The organism is Klebsiella sp. 2019SCSN059 (assembly GCF_021739525.1).
In the GTDB taxonomy this organism is placed as follows: domain Bacteria; phylum Pseudomonadota; class Gammaproteobacteria; order Enterobacterales; family Enterobacteriaceae; genus Klebsiella; species Klebsiella quasipneumoniae.
Genome location: NZ_JAKKOM010000022.1, coordinates 23,832 through 42,095, shown reverse-complemented (window position 1 = coordinate 42,095; position 18,264 = coordinate 23,832). Strand labels below are relative to the sequence as shown.

The window sequence follows — 18,264 nt, the reverse complement described above, 5'->3', positions numbered from 1 at the left end:
TACCGTCTCCCCTGGCCATTCCCGAACCGGTAAAAATGGAGTTATTGACGATGGTCAGGATGATTGAGCGCTGCTGAATCAGCAGATAGTCTTGCGCTGAAAAGGTCATTTCTGCCGCAGGGCTATCAGGCAGCAACAGTCATTACACTTTGCCAAGCAGGATATTTAACATACGGCGCAAGGGTTCCGCCGCGCCCCATAACAGCTGATCGCCCACCGTCAACACCGAGTAGATCGGCTCATTATTTAGCGACATTTTCTTGTAGCGGCCAATACCCACCTGCAGCGAACCGCTAATAGCAGCCGGGGTCAGTTTACTGACACTCTCTGGCTTATTATTGGGGATATAGTTTACCCACGGATGGGAATAGGTCACTAACTCTGTGAATTCCGTTTCGCTGACCTCACGTTTAAGTTTAAGGGTAATGGCAGCGCTGTGGCAGCGGATCACGCCGACCCGAATACATAAACCATTAACCGGGATGGTGCCGGGCGCAAGGCCAAGTATTTTATTGGTTTCCGCCTCACCCTTCCATTCTTCGCGGCTATTTCCATCGCCTAAATCGCTGTCGATCCATGGAATAATGCTGCCCATCAGCGGGACGCCAAAATTCTCCACCGGCATGCCGGCGCTATTAATCAGCTCACTCACTTTATTGACTAAAGGCAGCACGGAACCTGATGCCGCCAGTTCATCAGCGGACAAATGCTGGCTGATATACGCGCTTTGCGCGATCAATTCCCGCACCTGCTTAGCGCCCGCCCCGGAGGCAGACTGATAGGTCATGACGCTCATCCATTCGATCAGATCAGCCTTGATCAGCCCGGCCAGCCCCATCAGGCTCAGCGTAATGGAGCAGTTGCCGCCGACAAACAGTTTCACTCCCGCTTTCACCGCACGATCGATATTATCGCGATTGACCGGGTCGAGAATAATGCAGGCGTTCTCATCCATTCGCAGCGCCGAAGCGGCGTCGATCCAGTACCCTTGCCAGCCCGAGTGAATTAACGCCGGATAGATGGCTTTGGTATAATCCCCGCCCTGACAGGTAATAATAATATCCATTTCGGCGAGGGCGCTCAGGGAATTCGCATCTTTCAGTCTGTCGCTTTTACCATTAATAACCGGGCCCGCGGCACCCGCACTGGAGGTACTAAAAAAATGCGCTGAAATATCGTCGAAATCATTCTCTTCGATCATTCGCTGCAACAATACTGAGCCAACCATGCCCCGCCAGCCAACAATACCCACCTGCTTCATTTATTTAACCTTAAAAAGTTATGAGAATATTAATTTGTGTTCGCCATACCTTATATCGTATCCCCCAATAAAGGTCATTACCCACCACATTGATTTCTATGATTATTAAAATGTTTCATCTGCCATCAGCGGTTTTTATCTCTTATTACGGTAAAGCAGAAATAAGCAGGCGGCGGAGACTGTCCCGCTTTCAGCATTCAAAGGAAGAAATGACGTAGCGGAACGCCAGCGGCTGCTCCCCTGACAGTTATCAATAGTAACTTGCATTTTGATAGTAACTATGTCAATTTGCTGGCAACAGCCACCTGCTCCCTGGACCGCCCATGAAAAATGAACCGCTTTGCCACGCTCCCTGCCCCATCGCCCGTAGCCTGGGCCGCATCGGCGACAGCTGGAGCATCATGATCCTGCGCGACGCCTTTGCGGGCTTTACCCGCTTCGACGAATTTCAGAAAAGCAGCAACGTCGCGCCCAATATTCTGTCGCGCCGCCTGAAGGCGCTGGTCGACGACGGGCTGCTGGAGAAGGTCTGCTATAGCAGCACGCCGCCGCGCTACGAATACCACCTCACCCCGCGCGGCCGCGATTTCCGCATGGTGCTGCTGGCGCTGGCGGAATGGGGTAATCGCCACTTCGCTCCCGAAGGCCGTCAGATGCAGCTGGTGGAAACCGCTACCCAGCGCCGCGTGGAGCCAGTCATGGTGGATAAAGCGACCGGGGAAGAGATTATTCCGGGTAAATACGCCATGGTGCCGGGCCCCGCCGCCTCGCCGCTGATGCAATATCGTCATGAATATCTGCTGCGCAAACGCGAAGGCGATAACGGGCAAAAATTCCAGCCTGAACCCTACAGAGATGCCGGCAATGAATCCGGCCAGTAAGAAAAGCGTCCTCGTTCTGGCGGCCATCTGAATAACGCCAGGATTTTGTTCAGCGCAGCGCGGCAAACTTCGCCACGCGGGGATCTCGCCGGATGCCGCGCTGGCGCTGCGGGAGGCGCGAACCCAGGCATTTTCCGATGCGTTCTACCTCATCATGATTGGTTTTTTGCCTGCCGCGCAGCTGGTTCCCTTGATGAAAAAGCCGCCGGCACACTGATACTACAGGAGAGTTAACTATGGGCGTTTCCGTTAAACGCATTGTCGTCACCGGGATGGGGATTGTCAGCCCGCTGGGCTGCGGCGTACAGCACGTCTGGCAGTCGCTGCTGGCAGGAAAATCAGGCATTACCCGGCTCAGCGAGCAGCTGGTCGCGGATATTCCCTGCAAAGTGGCCGGCCAGGTGCCGTCCATTGAAAGCGATCCGCGGCACGGCTTCGACCCGCTGGCGATCATCCCGGCAAAAGAGCGCAAAAAGATGGATCGTTTTATCGAGTTTGCGCTGGTCGCCGCGCGTGAAGCGCTGACTCAGGCCGGTTGGTCGCCGGCATCAGCGGCCGAACAGGAACGCACCGCCACGGTGATCGCCACCGGGATCGGCGGGTTCAGCGAGATCGCCAATGCGGTACATACCACCGACGAGCGCGGGCCGCGTCGCCTCTCCCCGTTCACCATTCCCTCTTTTCTGGCCAACCTGGCCGCCGGGCATGTGTCTATCGCTCACGGTTTCCGGGGCCCCATCGGCGCACCGGTCACCGCCTGCGCGGCGGGCGCCCAGGCCATTGGCGATGCGGCGCGGATGATCCGCAGCGGCGAGGCGGATATCGCCCTCTGCGGCGGCGCGGAAGCGGCAATACATCGCGTTAGCCTTGCCGGGTTCGCCGCGGCAAGGGCGCTCTCCAGCGCCTCCAGCGACCAGCCGGAAGCCGCTTCCCGCCCCTTTGACCGCGACCGCGATGGATTTGTGATGGGAGAAGGCGCCGGGCTTATCGTGATCGAGTCGCTTGAGCACGCGCTGTCGCGCGGCGCCACGCCGCTGGCCGAGCTGGTGGGCTACGGCACCAGCGCAGATGCTTATCACCTGACTGCGGGCCCGGAAGATGGTAACGGCGCGCGTCGGGCCATGGAAACCGCCCTTCGCCAGGCCGGAGTGACCGCTGAAGAGGTTGACCATATCAACGCCCACGCCACCTCGACCCAGGTCGGCGATAAAGGCGAGCTGGCGGCGATTAAAACGCTGTTTGGCGCCCATCCTGTCGCCATTACCTCGACGAAATCCGCTACCGGCCATCTGTTAGGCGCGGCAGGCGGGATTGAGGCCATCTTCACCATTCAGGCGCTGCGTGATCAGATGGTGCCGCCGACGCTGAACCTGCATCACCCCGATGAAGAGGCGGCCGGTCTTAACCTGGTGGCGCTGGAGGCCCGCGCGCAGAAGATGCGTTATGCGCTGTCGAACGGTTTTGGCTTTGGCGGGGTTAACGCCAGCCTGTTGCTGAAACGCTGGGAATAATCGTCAACTCCCCCGCCGGCGCTGGCTGGCGGGGGAGCTCCACCCGGACACCCTACGCTGTCGCGGGTATCACATGTCCACCTGGCTCCTGTGTTCTCTGCTGAAGCTGAAAAATTCGCTACCACCGCTGAAGCCGGGTGAGCGGCCCCTTTCTCTTAAGGTCAAAAAATGGGAGCCACTGACGCGTTGCTGCGAAAACGGGTGCGTTGGGGTTTTGGCGTCCTGTAGACCAAAACCGATGTTAATGACGAAGACCTGAGCTTATGTGTTAGCGTTTTCCTGCTGCCTGGGGGGTGTCGCCGTTGCGGCTTTTGACCTGCTGCTGGCGTAAATGAAGAACAGCGCGATACCCAGACAGACAATGGCGCCGATTCGGCTCAGCGAGAATGGAATCGACGCATTGCCCAGCCAGCCGAAGTTATCGATCAGCATGCTCATGGTTAACTGGCCAAAAATGACAGCGACCGTAGCCACTGCAGCGCCAATACGCTGGACGGCCAGTACCATAATGACGATATACGGTACGCCAAACATTGCGCCCAGCAGCTGCCATTTAGGCACGTCCATCAGCGTCAGGGTGTGTTTGGGTTCGAAGAAGAAGATCAGCAATCCCGTCACCAGCGCGCCGACAGAAAATGTCAGGAACGCGCTTTTGAATACGCCGACCTTGCTGCCCAGCTGGCCATTGATAGCCGCCTGGATACTCAGCATGGCGCCACCGGCGACGGCGAGCAGAATCATGATAATTGTCATAACGTTACTTTACCCCTGGGCAACCATAACCAGCGCTGCAATGATAAAAATCAGCGCAATGATACGCTTACTGTCAATTTTCCGGCGCGACGTACCGAGCAGGCCGAAGTGATCAATCATCAGGCTCTTGAACACCTGGCCTGCCAGAATGCCGATCATCGTCATGGCGATGCCGATTGCCGGCGTTACCACGGTGAGGATGATGACGTAGATCGGCCCAAGTACGCCGCCAAGCAGCTGCCACCCTGGTTGCGCAAAGAATGACGGGCTGTTGCGCGGGCTGAAAAAAAGCATCAGCAGAAAGGTCAGCGCCGCGCCCACGCCAAATATGCTGAAGGTAGCCCAGAGGTCACCGACCTCCCCACCCAGTGGCCCGAGCAATCCTGCCTCTATGGACAGTCCCATGCCTCCGGCAATGACGATAAAAATCAATATGAGTTGCATAGCAATCAGTCTCCCGTAGTTCAGGCGGAGAAGATTACGACTTAACATGGATGAGAAAAATGCCATAATGAGATAAACACCTGTGCAGGATATGCATTAATGAATGAGCTCGGGAACATCAGTATTCGCGCCCTGCTGATTTTTATAGACGTTTATGAGACGCAGAATTTCTCTGTGGTAGCTCGGCGGGAAGGGATATCTGCCTCTCAGGTTTCGCGCGTCATCCATCAGATGGAGGATGTGCTCGGGCAGCAGCTTTTTTACCGCAATACCCGGGCGATAATTCCGACCGATAGCGGCCATCTTTTTATCCGCTATGCGCGAGCCATGACTGGCAGCATGGAGGAGGCGCGGCGGGAACTCAACGAGAGAACCCTTGAGCCTTCCGGAATGGTGCGCATAAACGCACCGGTATTCTTTGGACAGCGCCATGTCGCCCCCGCGTTACCCGGCCTGACGGCGCGATATCCGAAGCTCAGCATTGAGCTTACCCTGACTGATGATTACATCGATCCGCACCGCGAGCCGGCTGACGTAATTTTCCGCATTGGCGTGCTGACGGATTCCGCATTTCATGCGCGCGTGTTTGGCCAGCAGTTCTATCATCTTGCCGCGTCACCGGATTACATCCGCCGGCACGGCATGTTGGGATCACCCGAAGAGCTGGCGCGGCATAAATGCCTGGTCTATCGCGGTTCGTCAGGACCAAACCAATGGCTGCTGCGCAGGCACGGAGAAGAATGGGTGCACTACCCCGTCTCGCCCCTGATGTCATCGAATAATGCTGAAACTCTGCTGATTGCCGCGCTCGGGGGAATGGGGATTGTGCTGTTTCCTGACTGGCTGATTGGAGACCGGCTGAAGCGCGGCGAGCTTGTCGAACTTCTGCCGGAGCTGGATACGTCCATAAAAACGGAGCCACAGCATATCGCGGCAATCTATCCGAATGCCCGCCACCCTCCTCTGAACGTTCGGGCGATTATCGATTACTACCTGGACGCGTTCGGTTCACCGCTTTACTGGCAGTCTGAATAAGACAGGCGATGTTATTGCTCGTCCTGAAGTTAATTTCCGTTTCTGGCACAGAGCCAACGAGTTAAATGCCCTTGAGGTCCGTTTTGAGCGAAGACCGGACGACGCTATCTAAAGAAAGATATCGCTGATAATGTTGGGACCGCTCAGGTTAAAAAAGGTATAACTTTCTTTTCATTGACGATAACGAAGGAATTTTCATGGTTGAGGTTGAGGAAATAAAAAGGAAATATCCAGGCGCAGGAGCCTGGCAAATGGGTGACAGTCCGGAACTGGCAAGCGAGCTTGCGGAGCTGATTAAAAAAGGGATCAAAACGGCTTCTTGCGGATCTTTGGCCTCTTATCAGCAGGAAGCGTCTGCTCCGAGGATTGGGGATTACAACATTATTCTTGATGGCCAGAATGTTCCAGTTTGCGTGATCAGACTGGTTTCGATGCAGCTGGTGCGTTTTTGTGATGTGACTGAAGCGTTCGCCCGCAAAGAGGGTGAAGGCGATTTAAGCCTTGAATACTGGCAGAAAGAGCATCAGCGTTTTTTCATTCGTGAAGGTCATTTTTCTGAGGATATGGAGTTGATCGCAGAAGAGTTTGAAGTGGTTGAGGTGCTGTGAGACAAGGTTAACGGGCTGACGTTTTATCAATCGCCTTTGATAACAATATTCGATGCTGGCGCGAAGCGGACAAACTATCGAGCAAAAGGTCTGCAGTGTGCGAAATGCGAAGTTGGCAATCGCTCTCATTGCTGATGACTGTCGCATCCGTGGCAGGAAAGTAGGCATTGTCACTCAATCTATCCAGGGTACAGGTTCACCAATATAAGTGTGCGTGCAGCAACGGCAAGTCACCTTAACGTCATTTCTCGTAATTGAAGGGTTTACCTGTTGCAGAATTCAACATACAGACCCGGGTAAAAACTGCTTTCGCCTATGCAGACTAGGTCAATACGCATAGCGCGATCTCGTGCATCCTTTCTTTTGTGGGTCAGTAGCCCTTTTCGGACCTGAATTCAATAACGTGTGGCTGTATAAAAAACGGCCATGCTTAAAGGCTGTCTCATTCTGCTCATATAATGGCAGCCTCGTTGAACCGCCCTCCCACAACCATCTCTAAATACTGGGGTAAATGTCATTCTCTTCCCCAGGGATTTTACGGTGATTCTGTTCCTCGCAGATGACTCCCCTGCCATCCCCTCTTTGTCGTGCAAAATATCCGAACGGCTGCGATGAGCAAAAAGCGGTTATGGTTTCCCGGTTTAAGGCACAAAATCGCGCGGCGTTGAATCAAGAATGGAACGAAAAGCAGCGGTAAATGCCGCCGGGCATGAGAAACCAAGCTGGTAAGCGACCTGTTTGATTGGAACGCCGTTCGCGAGAAGATCCAACGAAGCATAAATTCTGGCTCTCTGCTTCCATGTTCGAAAACTAAAGCCTGTATCCTTCATAAACAATCGGGAAAAGGTCCGTTCCGACATGGCCGACATAAAAGCCAGCTCGCTCAACGATGCTTCCCAGCGCTGATTGACCAGTAGCGATCTGGCCGCGCTAAATAATCGCTCATCATTCGGCATGGGTAGCGCCATCGTTAAAGGTGGCGCCTCGCTGAGAATTTCCAGAAGCAACAACGCTATCTTCCGTTGAATCGGTGTGGCGTAGTCCTCACTGAACAGGCCTGCGATAAGTTCTTTGACTAACGACGTAGCCGTGATCACATGCACCTGATGACTCTTCGTAAAGCTCATACATTCTGCGATAAGGCTACTGCTGAAATAGATCGCCCTGAGATCGGTTTGTGAAAGCAGATGGTAACTATGGATATGCAGAGGCGGTAGCCATAATGCCCGCTGAGGAGGGATCACCCAACGGTCACTCTCTGTTTGCACCAGCATCACCCCTCTGGTGGCGAAGAGTAGCTGCCCCTCAACATGATGATGGGGAGGATCGACCTCACCGCGTTGATAGCTTATCGCAGTACTGGACCAGCCTGTGACTTCATCATGTCTTGGCGCTTTATCTATACTACCTGGCATTTCAGATTTAGCCCCTGCATTTATCATATCGAAACTGGAACCACCCGGAGTAGAGCCTTAGGCAATGGGTGCGTGACTTATCATTCTGATCGTCAAAGATATTACAGGAGCTTAACCTCATGCGTGTACACTTTATCGTACATGAAAGTTTTGAAGCCCCGGGCGCATATGAAACCTGGGCAATAAACCAAGGTCATGATGTAACTTACTCACGCGTCTATGCAGGCGATCGGCTACCTGCTGACGCCGAAGGCATCGATTTTCTTATCGTGATGGGCGGTCCGCAAGATCCGGACACAACGCTTGAAGCGTGCCCTCACTTTAATGCTAAAGCGGAACAGGCGCTGATTGCTTCCGCGGTTAAAACCGGTAAGGCGGTGATCGGTATCTGCCTGGGTTCACAGCTCATTGGTGAAGCGCTGGGCGCGCCGTTCTCTCATAGCCCGGAAAAAGAGATTGGTAAATTCCCGATCACATTGACCGAAGACGGCAGAAAGGATGAGATGTTCTCTCACTTTGGGAAAACACTGGAAGTGGGTCACTGGCATAACGATATGCCAGGCTTGACGCCGGAGGCCAAAATTATCGCTTACAGCGAAGGCTGTCCCCGGCAGATCGTTGCCTATTCAGACCGCGTCTTTGGTTTCCAGTGCCACATGGAGCTCACATTGGACGTTCTAGAACGGCTGATCGCCCATTCTGAGCAAGACCTGAGCCGTGCAGCAGACTACCGTTTCGTTGACACGCCTGAAGCGCTCCGGGCCCACGATTACAGTGAAATGAATCAAGCGCTTTTTGGCTTTCTGGATAAGCTGGAAGCGCGTTACAACGCGGCTCAAGCATAATGTCATGCCCGGTGAGCTTGCCATCGGGTTGAGCTTGTCATGTCCGCTCCTGGTACAGAGCGGACGAACTAACTGATTTGAAGGTCCGCTATGAGCGAGGAGCGGACCTTCAATCTCCCGACACTTCGGCTAAATAGCTTTCTTCCCCGAAGCAGACTGAATATATGCTTGTCATCGCTGTCCGCTGGGCTGGAACTCTTCAAAATCGTCACTGATTTCAGTGCAAAAATTCAAAAAGGCCTCGACAGCTGCTGGTGCCAGACGACGCGATGGGCGGGCAACGTACAGTGGATAGGTTTCATCCGGCCATTCCGGAAACAGTTCTGTGAGCTTCCCGTCTGCTATCAGGTGCGCGACACTCAGTGATAACACCTGCGCAATACCGGTGCCGCTCACGCAGGCCTGCACCATAAGATCGACATCAGTAGTGATCAGATGCCCCTGTGTCTCTACAGACAGCCATTCCCGACCGCGCCGAAATTCCCAACTGAACGGTTTACCGCTGCGCGGATCAATATATTGAATGCATTCATGCCTGGTAAGATCCTGGGGATTCTGTGGTCTTCCGTGCTGTGCCAGATAAGCCGGCGCGGCTACCGTCAGCACGCGCGTATTCAGCAGCAGCTTTGATGTGATGGTAGAGGGAGGTTGAGGCCCAAAGCGCACTGCGACATCGATCCCCTCCGTCACCAGATCGCCGACATCGGGTTGCTGCACCACCGTCAGTTTCAGATCCGGATGACGCTGGCGTAACAGCGGCAATTTGGGTGCCAGAATGTAACGAGCAAAGATGGGATTCACGCTAACGCGCAATGCACCACGCACCGCCACGGCAGCACCAGAAACATAGCTTGCCGCTACTTCAATACCTTCCAGATGCGGCGCAGCGCGCTCATATAAAGCCCTGCCTTCGCTGGTGAGGTTCAGGGTGCGCGTGGTGCGGTTCAGCAGACGTACACCGAGACGTGCTTCAAGCCGATCAATAGATCGGCTTACGCCGGAAGCTGAAAGTCCCAGTATCTCGCCAGCGCGGCTGAAACTACCAGCCTCGACGACAGCTGCCAACACACTTAGCCCCGAGAGAAGTCGTCCGTCAAAACTCATAAGCACCCATCTTTGATTTTTAGCAAAAATAATTTGAATAAAACTACCTTTATCAAAGATGGTGCGCAACCTATTGTGTCGTCCACATCGTTGCGACTCGCAGTTTACCTGGTTCAGGCCGGGTAATTCCGCAACGAACGGCATCCCTTAATTCTGAGGAATACGACATGACAACAAAGCGCACTCTTTTCAAAGGCGGCATTATCCTTACGCTGGATGCCAATGTTCCTAATCTTGACGTCGGCGATGTCCTTGTCGAGGACGATCGGATCGCGGCTGTTGGTCCGGCTCTGCAGGCGGATGACGCTGAGGTGATTGATGCCACTCATCATATTGTTATGCCAGGACTGATTGATGCTCATCATCACATGTGGCTGGGTGTCATGCGTCGCATGATGCCAGATGTGGACGATCTGTTTGCTTACATTGATGTTGTCGCTGAAAAACTGGGTGCCCACTATCGGCCGCTGGACATGTTTCTGAGTACCAGACTGACCGCGGCCGCCTGTCTGGACGCCGGTATCACTACCGTTATTGATGCCTGCCACAACGCGCGCAGCCCGGCCCACACTGATGCCGCGCTGGATGCCCTGCAGGAGAGCGGTATTCGCGCATTACACATGGTGGGTGCGGCGATGGACAAGCAAGCCTCAGCCGCGCATCTGCCGGGCGATCTGCCGCGGCTGGCGCAGCGCTGGAATACCTCGGAAAGCCGGGTACGCGTGGGCCTGTTCGGGCAACTTAATCTGGACTGGTGGCAGGTCGCGCGTGATCTCGACATGCGAATTCTGACGGAATTCATCGGCGATCTGGCGAAGCTCGGCCCGGAATTTGCCAAACCGGGTGTGCTGGGTACGCACAATATATTTAACCACTGTTCTCGGGTTCCGCATGAGACATGGCAGCTACTGGCCGAAGCAGGTGTTAACGTCACCGTTAATCCGCGTTCAGATGCGCTGTTTGGCTTCGACGATGAGAGCTTCGCCTATCAGAAGGCCGTTAATTATGGTCTGACGCCAGCGCTGGGCATTGATCTGGATACCGCGTTTGGCAGCGATATGTTCGGAGAAATGCATGCGCTGTTTGGACAACAGCGCTCAGCGATGCGCTACCAGCGCTTCCGTGGCGAAGAGAGTGTACCAGCACCTATTACGGTCGCAGCGGTACTGAAGGCGGCAACCGTCAATGGCGCACGCGCGGCCGGACTGGAGGACCAGATTGGCACCCTTATGCCAGGTAAGCAGGCTGACATCATCATGGTACGCACCAGCGGCGTCGCCGTCTTCCCGGTCACGAATGTAACCGGAACGGTGGTGCAGGCGATTGAACGCGCGGATGTGGACACGGTAATGGTGGCGGGACAGTTACGTAAGCGCGCGGGCCAGCTGATTGACGTGGATCTGGCCGCACTGGAGGCGGATACCACAGCGTCCCGTGATTACCTGCTCAAAGCCAGCGGCTGGCATGTCGATCGCTTCACGGCAGCCTGATGACAGAGCGGCCCGTCGCAGCGGGCCGTATCACACTTATACGCCTTTCTCGCACAGGAGATTTCCATGCCAGATCTCGCTATAAAGCGAAGCATGCAGGAAAACAACCCGCCCGCGCTGCTTCCCCGCCCGGCTTCGGGCGTTATCGCCGCACTGTTCTTTGGCTATCTGGCGGTTGGCCTGCCATTGCCGGTGATTCCGTTATTCATACATGGTCACCTCGGTTTCAGTAACCTCGTCGTGGGACTGGTGATCGGCATTCAGTTTCTGGCCACCGTGCTCACCCGTGGCTATGCCGGACGGGTAACCGACCAGCTGGGCGGCAAGCGTTCTGCACTGCAGGGGGCACTGCTTTCGGCGCTGGCGGGTGGGTTGTATCTGACCGCTTCCGCGTCGGATCTATCGCCCACCGCCAGCCTCGGCATCGTCATAGCCGGTCGTCTGATGGCTGGCTTTGGCGAAAGCCAGTTCGTCACGGGGTGTGTCTCCTGGTCGATTGCTTCGGTTGGCCCACAGCGGGCCGGAATGTCGATGTCATGGACCGGCATTGCCATGTTCGCAGCCCTGTCAATTGGCGCGCCGGTTGGCATGGCGCTGTATCAGCATTACAGCCTCGCGGTAGCCATGATGGCCTGCATTGCTGCACCGGTCCTGGCTGCGCTGATCGCGCTGGGCTCTTCTGCTTATGTGTCGCCGGGAGGCACACGATTGCCATTTTATCAAGTGATCGGACGCATCTGGCGCGAAGGGCTGGGGCTGATGCTGCAGGGTGTCGGCTTATCCGGACTCACCGCTTTTGCCTCGCTGTACTTTGCGGCACACCACTGGCAGAACGCCGGTCTGGTCATGACAGCCTTTGGACTCGGGTTTATTTTCGTTCGCCTTGTCTTCGGCCATCTGCCCGATCGGATGGGAGGCTATCGCGTGGCAATCTGGTCGCTGACGGTTGAAGCCATCGGCCAGGCCATGTTGTGGCTGGGCACAAATGAATGGACGGCGCTTGCCGGTGCGCTGGTGACCGGACTGGGCTGTGCGCTGGTTTTCCCGGCGCTGGGTGTCGAAGCACTCCGGCGGGTGCCACCGGCCAATCGTGGTAGTGCGATGGGCGCCTTCGTCGCTTTTCTTGATATCGCCTATGGCCTCTCTGGCCCGGCTGCGGGGTTTATCGCCGGTCATTACAGTTATGCCGCCGTTTATCTCTCTGGCGCGCTGTGTGCACTGCTGGGTGCGCTGCTCGCGAGTGTCTCCCGCCGCGCCCAATTCTGAATATCACGCAGTGCCGTCAGTCGTGTCTGGCGGCGCACTACTCTGGAGAAGTTCTATGTCTCGTATTTTTATTTCCGGCTCGTCCACCGGCCTGGGTCTGATGACGGCTGAACTGCTGGTTCAGCAGGGGCATGACGTTGTGCTGCACGCGCGTAATAGCAGCCGTGCAGAAGATGCCCGGCGCGCTTTACCGCAGGCCGAAGCGGTCGTCGTCGGCGACCTCGAAACGATTGCGGGGGCGAAGGAAACCGCATCACGCGTTAACGATCTCGGGCATTTCGATGCTGTGATCCATAACGCCGCAGTGGGCTATCGTGAAGCCAGCCGTGTCACCCGGGACGGGCTGCCGCATGTGTTCGCAATTAATACGCTTTCCGCTTACATACTAACCGCATTGATCGCGCGTCCGCAGCACCTCGTCTATCTGAGTTCTGGTATGCATCATCATGTCGGAGCCTGTCTGGACGATATTCTCTGGCGCAAGCGGCCCTGGAATGGCGCCGACGCCTACGCTGAGAGTAAATTGCATGACGCGATGCTGGCGTTTGCCGTGGCGCGTCGCTGGCGGGACGTGCACGTCAACGCTCTGGAGCCCGGCTGGGTGCCCACCAGAATGGGCGGCCCGGGTGCGCCCGATGATATGGAACAGGCGCATCTGACTCAGGCCTGGCTTGCCGCCAGTGATGATCCGCAGGCAAAGGTAACAGGTAAATATTTCTACCACTTCAAGCGCATGACCGCGAATCCACAGGCCAATGATGTTGCACTGCAGGATCGGCTGCTTCATATCTGTGCTGAGCTTTCAGGTGTTATGTTGCCGGAGTAAGAAGGAAAATTTAACCACCGTTAGTAGAGGAAATATCATTGGCTGTCTGATTCCCGACGGTTCTTTGGCCGGCTGTAATTAATCGTACAGCCGGTTAATAAAGCACTTCATCCTTCAATTATCTACTTTGACCGATTGGTACTTAACCGAATTGTGAACCCTTGATGTTCACTCTGCGCAAACAACTGGTTCTAAGTGGGATTAAAACAGCAACCTGCTGCTCGAAAATTTCTTTTCAGCGTGAATATGAACGAGGCGAAGCTCCCTGCGCTGGAAGTGACAATATCATTCTCGACGGAACAGAACAGCCAATGTGCGTGATTCAGACTGTCAGGTTGCAGGTCATTCGCTTTTGTGAAATGACAAGCGAACTCGCCAGCAAAGAAGGTCAAGGTGATTTAAGTCTGGGGTACTGGAAGGAAGGACACAAACGTTATTTTGAGCGTGAAGGCACTTATTCTGAGAAAATGGAACTTGTCTTTGAGGAGTTTGAGCTTAGCGAGATTTTGTAAAAGTCCGCTCCTGGCACAAAGCAGACGCCCATTCTCACGCGAATGCTTTGCCCTTTACTTGCCAACAACCGAATCGCTTGCTCCGCAACTATGGTTTTTTATTAGAATCTTCGCCACCAAATAAATTATAATAAATTGATTTTATTAGACATCTGTCAGAATCTATATGGTCAGCAAGTGTTGCATGCTCTAATGTTTCAAATGCTAAATTATGCGCGGCCTCAGAAAATATTCCAGGCCAACCCTTACTCAGCATAGACAGTCCTTTAAGGACTCTTATCTGAATCTCCCTCATACTGGCACCATCGCGCGCGACAGGTGAGAAAAAGTCTTCCAGTAGATCGTTATTCTGAAGTGGTGCAACATGAACTGAAGGATATTTCACTTCTATTTCATCAGATTTATTCTGCGCGTAAGTGGAAAGTATACGAACACCTCTGCCAATGACATCAATGGCGGTTCCAGGATCGTTCACTGCGGGGGAAAGGGCCCGGCAGGCTATTTCGGCCATGACGCTAAGACAAAATCGCGGATCCTGAGCAAATGAACGTACATCCGAGACAATAATCGTCTCAAGTAAATCGGCGCTGATTGATGACTCCTGGCCTTGACTCAGGTACAAAACTGGCATGGATGGATGTATGAAACTGCCTGGCTGCGCCACGAGGTATACATGACGGGGATCATTGGTCAGCAGTTTGCTAAGTTTCACCATATCAATATATTCAACATAGCCAATCTTCTTCGGATAAACGGCAACCGTTCCTTTCGGCTGTTCATTGTTCTCAAGCCATGGATATCCGCCGAGAAAGGGATTTCTTGCTCTCGCAATAAATGATTCGATGGCCGCCTGTTCTACTTTTGCCGTTGTCTCACCTACCCTCCCCAGCGAGGTCAAATGCTGTATCCAGCGAAGCAATGTGATGAGGATTAAGGCAATGACAACCAGTGTGACAATGAATAAAATGACTCTCCCCCTTTCTCCATAAGCTCCCATATTTAGGGCAATAATCCCTACCAGACTGAAGAGAAAAGAACCGATGAAGGTGGCCAGTACATTTTGTGTGGTTACGTCTTCAACAACTAAACGCGTAGCTCTGGGAGTCACATTAGTAGTGGCTGAACCGTAGGCTGTGACCATGATACTCAACGAAAAAGTGGTCACTGCCAGCATACTCGATGCCAGTATGTTCAGAATGTTATCGACTGCTTCCGCACCAACTTTCACGGAAACCGACTCAGGTATCATTGATTTAAAAAGAATTGATAAAAGGGCCGTTATTATCGCGACAATGGCGAATAACGTTGCCCTGAACCATAGCTTTTTAAATGTCTGCTTCAGAATCCATTTCCAGCGTGAAATCATTCTGCATTCCTCATATTGCGGCCGGGATAAATAATTGCCGCCCCCAGGACGGCATGTTGCTATTAACGAACCAGGTGCAGGAAGTGCAGATGTTTTTCGTACTGGTCCAGTATGTCATTAATCAGCTGTTCCTGGTTCCAGCCCATCACATCATAATTTTGACCGCCTTCTTTGAGATAAACCTCAGCGCGATAATATCTATGTTGTTCAGTCTGCTGCTCATTATTATCCATCGCGGCGAGCGCGAAGGTCGGTGAGCTATACCCGCGAAGCCTCACTTCATATATAAAATTCAGCTCGTTACCCAAATCGACTTCAAGACGAATACGATCCTCGACTGCGTCACTGATGTGGCTTATCGTCCCCTGCTTGTTCAGCTCTTCCTGAACCAGCGTCATGGCGGGCTGGATGACGTCGTCCATAAAACGTTTCACAAGAGATCGCTTCGGCAGATACGCGATATTGCGCAACCTTCTCTGCCAGGGAATTGGGTTACGTGCAGCTGTAGGAGCAATTGTCGCCATGCTCAGGCTTTCACGCTTGGTCAAATCCCGGCGCAAAGCTTTTAAAAGTCCGTATATGGATATCAGTAAGATCACTGAGAAAGGCAATGCACTCGCTATTGTCACTGTTTGCAGCGCACTTAGCCCTCCGGCAAGGAGAAGCGCAATTGCGACAATGCCCATGAGCGAGGCCCAAAATATTCGCTGCCAGACGGGTGTGTTTGCCACTCCACCTGATGCCAGAGAATCAACTACCATTGCCCCCGAATCAGCAGACGTGACAAAGAAGACGATGACCATCGCCATTGCGATGAATGACAGCACGGAAGAGAACGGGAAATGCTCGAGGAAATTAAACAGGGCCAGCGCCACATCCTGCTGAACAGTATTGGCGAGGTCTGTGGCCCCCTGGTTCATAATGAGATAGATCGCGCTGTTACCAAACACCGTCATCCACATTAGCGTAAAACCCGCGGGAACAAACAGCACGCCGGTGACAAACTCGCGAATGGTTCGCCCGCGGGAGACCCGGGCGATGAACATCCCCACAAACGGCGACCATGAAAGCCACCATCCCCAGTACAGTAATGTCCAGCCCCCCAGCCAGTTGCTCGACTTAGGCTCATACGCGTAAAGGTTGAACGTTTTACTCACCAGTTCCGAAAGATAACCGCCCGTATTTTCCACAAATGACTTCAGCAGAAGCACGGTTGGTCCCAGACACAGAACCAGCGCCAGGAGCAACAACGCCAGACCCAGATTGAGCTCAGACAGGATACGTATTCCCTTATCCAGGCCGGACACCACTGAAATCGTCGCTAACCCCGTGATGACCACGATCAGAATGACCTGCACCGTTTCATTGATGGGCACCCCGAAAAGATGGTTCAAACCGGCATTCACCTGCAAAACACCGTAACCCAGCGATGTCGCGACGCCAAAGACCGTGCCTATAACAGCGAAAATATCAACCGCATGGCCTACAGGCCCGTATATGCGATCGCCAATAATGGGATAGAGTGCGGAGCGCAGAGTTAAAGGCAGACCGTGACGGTAACTGAAGAACGCCAGAATCAGCGCCACAATGGCATAAATTGCCCATGCGTGCAGTCCCCAGTGGAAGAAGGTCAGACGCATTGCTTCCTTGGCTGCCGCAACGGTTTCTGGCGTGCCAACGGGAGGCGAAAGATAATGCATTACAGGTTCGGCAACGCCAAAGAACATCAGGCCGATCCCCATCCCTGCCGAAAAAAGCATCGCAAACCAGGAGTGGTAGCTGAAATCAGGCTGCGCATGGTCCGGGCCCAGCTTGATATCACCGTAGCGTGAGAGTCCAAGGAAGGTGACACTTAGTAAAATCAGGGCCACAGCAAGGATGTAGAACCAGCTGGCATTCGTGAAGATTTGTTGCTGTAGTAGTTTAAAATTTTTGTCGGCGACATCCGGGAATACGGCGGCAAAGGCGACAAGAAGGAAAATTAGCAAAGCAGATGTAAAGAATACCGCTTTGTTAATCTGGCTTGTAGACTTCTTCGGGGTTGTATCATTATCACTCATAATCATTTATTCCATTAATTAAATCCGCACTGGATAGACGGCACTACCTTTCACAGAGTAGCAAAGTTCAACTGGCTATGCGGCGTTAATCGGAACGCATGGTGTAATGAGTGCCGATACAAATCATCCTGTATTCTAAGGGGTTCCTGGTTACTCAGCCTGCCGCTTCCTGGGGCATTTATCTGTATCAAAGCTGCGATATACGTTAAGTGAAGTATATTAATTTGGGGTTAGTCAGACTGTTCCATCCAGGTGACGTAAATGTGTCGCGATCCCCCATCTAAGGGCGGTACACCTTCCATTAACCAACTCGAAAACGGAGTAACTCGCGTTGGGTTGCGCATACCTGTGAAAATCATCCACAGCTCCGCTTGTTAGCATCGCAAGCACGCCCTGAATGACCTGCCCGTGAGAGACAAGACATATTGTTCGATGATGATGTTTTTTTTCCAGATTGGATAAAAAATGCATAATTCGCTGCGAAGCATGTGAGAGAGACTCCCCCCCTGGCGGACAATACTCTGCATCAAGGTTGAATAACGCTTCTGCGGCGTCTGGATTATTCTGCAGGAGCTCTACGCTTGTCATGCCCTCAAACTGACCAAAAGCCTGTTCTTTCAGAGCTGGTTCAGCTATCAGTGAACAATAAAAACTCTCCGCCAGGCGCTGTCCCATTTGCCAGGCCCGGCCAAGCGGAGAAGCGTAAACACATTCTACCCGGTAATTACTCGCTGCAAACGCCGCCAGTAAGGCTGATGTCTGACGCTCCCCCCGAAGCGTCAATGCGCTATCATTGTGTCCCTGAATACTACCTTTTACATTCCATTCTGTTTCTGCGTGTCGAACCAGTATCACTTGCATCATTGAAAGGTCACGTATGCTGTTGT

The 18,264-nt window shown here is 53.6% G+C and carries 17 protein-coding genes and 1 pseudogene; 10 read left to right on the top strand and 8 right to left on the bottom strand.

Features of this window, described 5'->3' with window-relative positions; genetic code table 11:
- Window positions 1-142: 142 nt before the first annotated feature.
- Window positions 143-1,261: an aspartate-semialdehyde dehydrogenase gene (asd, locus tag L2I46_RS19935; protein ID WP_085551830.1), complete on the bottom strand. Its 1,119-nt coding sequence runs from the start codon at window positions 1,259-1,261 to the stop codon at window positions 143-145.
- Between the two features lie 323 nt (window positions 1,262-1,584).
- On the opposite strand from asd, the gene L2I46_RS19930 reads away from it, so the two are divergent.
- The 3 genes and pseudogenes from L2I46_RS19930 (at window position 1,585) to fabF (ending at window position 3,653) form a co-directional block, all read left to right on the top strand.
- Complete coding sequence (locus tag L2I46_RS19930) at window positions 1,585-2,142, top strand: winged helix-turn-helix transcriptional regulator (RefSeq protein ID WP_049014063.1); 558 nt, start codon at window positions 1,585-1,587, stop codon at window positions 2,140-2,142.
- Between the two features lie 41 nt (window positions 2,143-2,183).
- Window positions 2,184-2,359, top strand: a pseudogene (locus tag L2I46_RS19925) (DHA2 family efflux MFS transporter permease subunit); the annotation flags it as partial.
- Between the two features lie 19 nt (window positions 2,360-2,378).
- On the top strand, window positions 2,379-3,653 hold the full coding sequence (gene fabF / locus L2I46_RS19920; RefSeq protein WP_085551829.1) for a beta-ketoacyl-ACP synthase II: 1,275 nt from the start codon (window positions 2,379-2,381) through the stop codon (window positions 3,651-3,653).
- Window positions 3,654-3,914: 261 nt separating this feature from the next.
- On the opposite strand, the gene L2I46_RS19915 is transcribed toward fabF, so the two are convergent.
- Together L2I46_RS19915 and L2I46_RS19910 are read right to left on the bottom strand one after the other, a co-directional pair.
- Window positions 3,915-4,406 (bottom strand): DMT family transporter, encoded by a 492-nt coding sequence (locus L2I46_RS19915; protein WP_032452927.1) that lies wholly within the window; start codon window positions 4,404-4,406, stop codon window positions 3,915-3,917.
- A gap of 9 nt (window positions 4,407-4,415) precedes the next feature.
- Window positions 4,416-4,850 carry a DMT family transporter gene (locus L2I46_RS19910; RefSeq protein ID WP_032452948.1) on the bottom strand — a complete coding sequence of 145 codons (435 nt, stop codon included), beginning with the start codon at window positions 4,848-4,850 and terminating at the stop codon, window positions 4,416-4,418.
- A 99-nt stretch (window positions 4,851-4,949) separates the two neighbouring features.
- Here L2I46_RS19910 and L2I46_RS19905 point away from each other — a divergent pair, with 99 nt between their 5' ends.
- Both L2I46_RS19905 and L2I46_RS19900 read left to right on the top strand, forming a co-directional pair.
- Window positions 4,950-5,885, top strand: coding sequence for a LysR family transcriptional regulator (locus L2I46_RS19905; RefSeq protein WP_085551828.1), 936 nt, complete (start codon window positions 4,950-4,952; stop codon window positions 5,883-5,885).
- Window positions 5,886-6,136: 251 nt separating this feature from the next.
- On the top strand, window positions 6,137-6,493 hold the full coding sequence (locus L2I46_RS19900) for an ASCH domain-containing protein (protein WP_172607055.1): 357 nt from the start codon (window positions 6,137-6,139) through the stop codon (window positions 6,491-6,493).
- Window positions 6,494-7,134: 641 nt separating this feature from the next.
- Here L2I46_RS19900 and L2I46_RS19895 read toward each other — a convergent pair.
- Window positions 7,135-7,935 (bottom strand): AraC family transcriptional regulator, encoded by an 801-nt coding sequence (locus L2I46_RS19895; protein WP_172969389.1) that lies wholly within the window; start codon window positions 7,933-7,935, stop codon window positions 7,135-7,137.
- Between the two features lie 92 nt (window positions 7,936-8,027).
- Between L2I46_RS19895 and L2I46_RS19890 the strand changes: the two genes are divergently transcribed.
- Entirely contained in the window at window positions 8,028-8,753 is a 726-nt protein-coding gene (locus L2I46_RS19890; RefSeq protein ID WP_085551826.1) for a type 1 glutamine amidotransferase, read from the top strand.
- A 171-nt stretch (window positions 8,754-8,924) separates the two neighbouring features.
- Here L2I46_RS19890 and L2I46_RS19885 read toward each other — a convergent pair whose 3' ends face one another.
- On the bottom strand, window positions 8,925-10,001 hold the full coding sequence (locus L2I46_RS19885; protein WP_197743186.1) for a LysR family transcriptional regulator: 1,077 nt from the start codon (window positions 9,999-10,001) through the stop codon (window positions 8,925-8,927).
- Between the two features lie 23 nt (window positions 10,002-10,024).
- Between L2I46_RS19885 and L2I46_RS19880 the strand changes: the two genes are divergently transcribed.
- From L2I46_RS19880 to L2I46_RS19865, 4 genes are all read left to right on the top strand, one after another.
- Window positions 10,025-11,347 carry an amidohydrolase family protein gene (locus L2I46_RS19880; protein ID WP_236948165.1) on the top strand — a complete coding sequence of 441 codons (1,323 nt, stop codon included), beginning with the start codon at window positions 10,025-10,027 and terminating at the stop codon, window positions 11,345-11,347.
- A 66-nt stretch (window positions 11,348-11,413) separates the two neighbouring features.
- Complete coding sequence (locus L2I46_RS19875) at window positions 11,414-12,613, top strand: arabinose transporter (protein ID WP_085551824.1); 1,200 nt, start codon at window positions 11,414-11,416, stop codon at window positions 12,611-12,613.
- 55 nt (window positions 12,614-12,668) lie between these two features.
- On the top strand, window positions 12,669-13,439 hold the full coding sequence (locus tag L2I46_RS19870; protein ID WP_085551823.1) for an SDR family NAD(P)-dependent oxidoreductase: 771 nt from the start codon (window positions 12,669-12,671) through the stop codon (window positions 13,437-13,439).
- A gap of 164 nt (window positions 13,440-13,603) precedes the next feature.
- Complete coding sequence (locus L2I46_RS19865) at window positions 13,604-13,951, top strand: ASCH domain-containing protein (RefSeq protein ID WP_085551822.1); 348 nt, start codon at window positions 13,604-13,606, stop codon at window positions 13,949-13,951.
- Window positions 13,952-14,039: 88 nt separating this feature from the next.
- On the opposite strand, the gene L2I46_RS19860 is transcribed toward L2I46_RS19865, so the two are convergent.
- From L2I46_RS19860 to L2I46_RS19850, 3 genes are all read right to left on the bottom strand, one after another.
- Window positions 14,040-15,317, bottom strand: a complete 1,278-nt coding sequence (locus L2I46_RS19860; RefSeq protein WP_236948164.1) for a DUF2254 domain-containing protein — start codon at window positions 15,315-15,317, stop codon at window positions 14,040-14,042.
- 62 nt (window positions 15,318-15,379) lie between these two features.
- Window positions 15,380-17,377 carry a BCCT family transporter gene (locus L2I46_RS19855; RefSeq protein ID WP_032452951.1) on the bottom strand — a complete coding sequence of 666 codons (1,998 nt, stop codon included), beginning with the start codon at window positions 17,375-17,377 and terminating at the stop codon, window positions 15,380-15,382.
- 234 nt (window positions 17,378-17,611) lie between these two features.
- Window positions 17,612-18,241, bottom strand: a complete 630-nt coding sequence (locus L2I46_RS19850; protein ID WP_236948163.1) for a histidine phosphatase family protein — start codon at window positions 18,239-18,241, stop codon at window positions 17,612-17,614.
- Window positions 18,242-18,264 lie beyond the last annotated feature (23 nt).

What these genes read in the sequence shown, in the direction of transcription:
- asd (WP_085551830.1), bottom strand. Translation starts at nt 1,261, where the DNA reads ATGAAGCAGGTGGGTATTGTTGGCTGGCGGGGCATGGTTGGCTCAGTA.
- L2I46_RS19930 (WP_049014063.1), top strand. Translation starts at nt 1,585, where the DNA reads ATGAAAAATGAACCGCTTTGCCACGCTCCCTGCCCCATCGCCCGTAGC.
- fabF (WP_085551829.1), top strand. Translation starts at nt 2,379, where the DNA reads ATGGGCGTTTCCGTTAAACGCATTGTCGTCACCGGGATGGGGATTGTC.
- L2I46_RS19915 (WP_032452927.1), bottom strand. Translation starts at nt 4,406, where the DNA reads ATGACAATTATCATGATTCTGCTCGCCGTCGCCGGTGGCGCCATGCTG.
- L2I46_RS19910 (WP_032452948.1), bottom strand. Translation starts at nt 4,850, where the DNA reads ATGCAACTCATATTGATTTTTATCGTCATTGCCGGAGGCATGGGACTG.
- L2I46_RS19905 (WP_085551828.1), top strand. Translation starts at nt 4,950, where the DNA reads ATGAATGAGCTCGGGAACATCAGTATTCGCGCCCTGCTGATTTTTATA.
- L2I46_RS19900 (WP_172607055.1), top strand. Translation starts at nt 6,137, where the DNA reads ATGGGTGACAGTCCGGAACTGGCAAGCGAGCTTGCGGAGCTGATTAAA.
- L2I46_RS19895 (WP_172969389.1), bottom strand. Translation starts at nt 7,935, where the DNA reads ATGATAAATGCAGGGGCTAAATCTGAAATGCCAGGTAGTATAGATAAA.
- L2I46_RS19890 (WP_085551826.1), top strand. Translation starts at nt 8,028, where the DNA reads ATGCGTGTACACTTTATCGTACATGAAAGTTTTGAAGCCCCGGGCGCA.
- L2I46_RS19885 (WP_197743186.1), bottom strand. Translation starts at nt 10,001, where the DNA reads ATGCCGTTCGTTGCGGAATTACCCGGCCTGAACCAGGTAAACTGCGAG.
- L2I46_RS19880 (WP_236948165.1), top strand. Translation starts at nt 10,025, where the DNA reads ATGACAACAAAGCGCACTCTTTTCAAAGGCGGCATTATCCTTACGCTG.
- L2I46_RS19875 (WP_085551824.1), top strand. Translation starts at nt 11,414, where the DNA reads ATGCCAGATCTCGCTATAAAGCGAAGCATGCAGGAAAACAACCCGCCC.
- L2I46_RS19870 (WP_085551823.1), top strand. Translation starts at nt 12,669, where the DNA reads ATGTCTCGTATTTTTATTTCCGGCTCGTCCACCGGCCTGGGTCTGATG.
- L2I46_RS19865 (WP_085551822.1), top strand. Translation starts at nt 13,604, where the DNA reads ATGTTCACTCTGCGCAAACAACTGGTTCTAAGTGGGATTAAAACAGCA.
- L2I46_RS19860 (WP_236948164.1), bottom strand. Translation starts at nt 15,317, where the DNA reads ATGATTTCACGCTGGAAATGGATTCTGAAGCAGACATTTAAAAAGCTA.
- L2I46_RS19855 (WP_032452951.1), bottom strand. Translation starts at nt 17,377, where the DNA reads ATGAGTGATAATGATACAACCCCGAAGAAGTCTACAAGCCAGATTAAC.
- L2I46_RS19850 (WP_236948163.1), bottom strand. Translation starts at nt 18,241, where the DNA reads ATGATGCAAGTGATACTGGTTCGACACGCAGAAACAGAATGGAATGTA.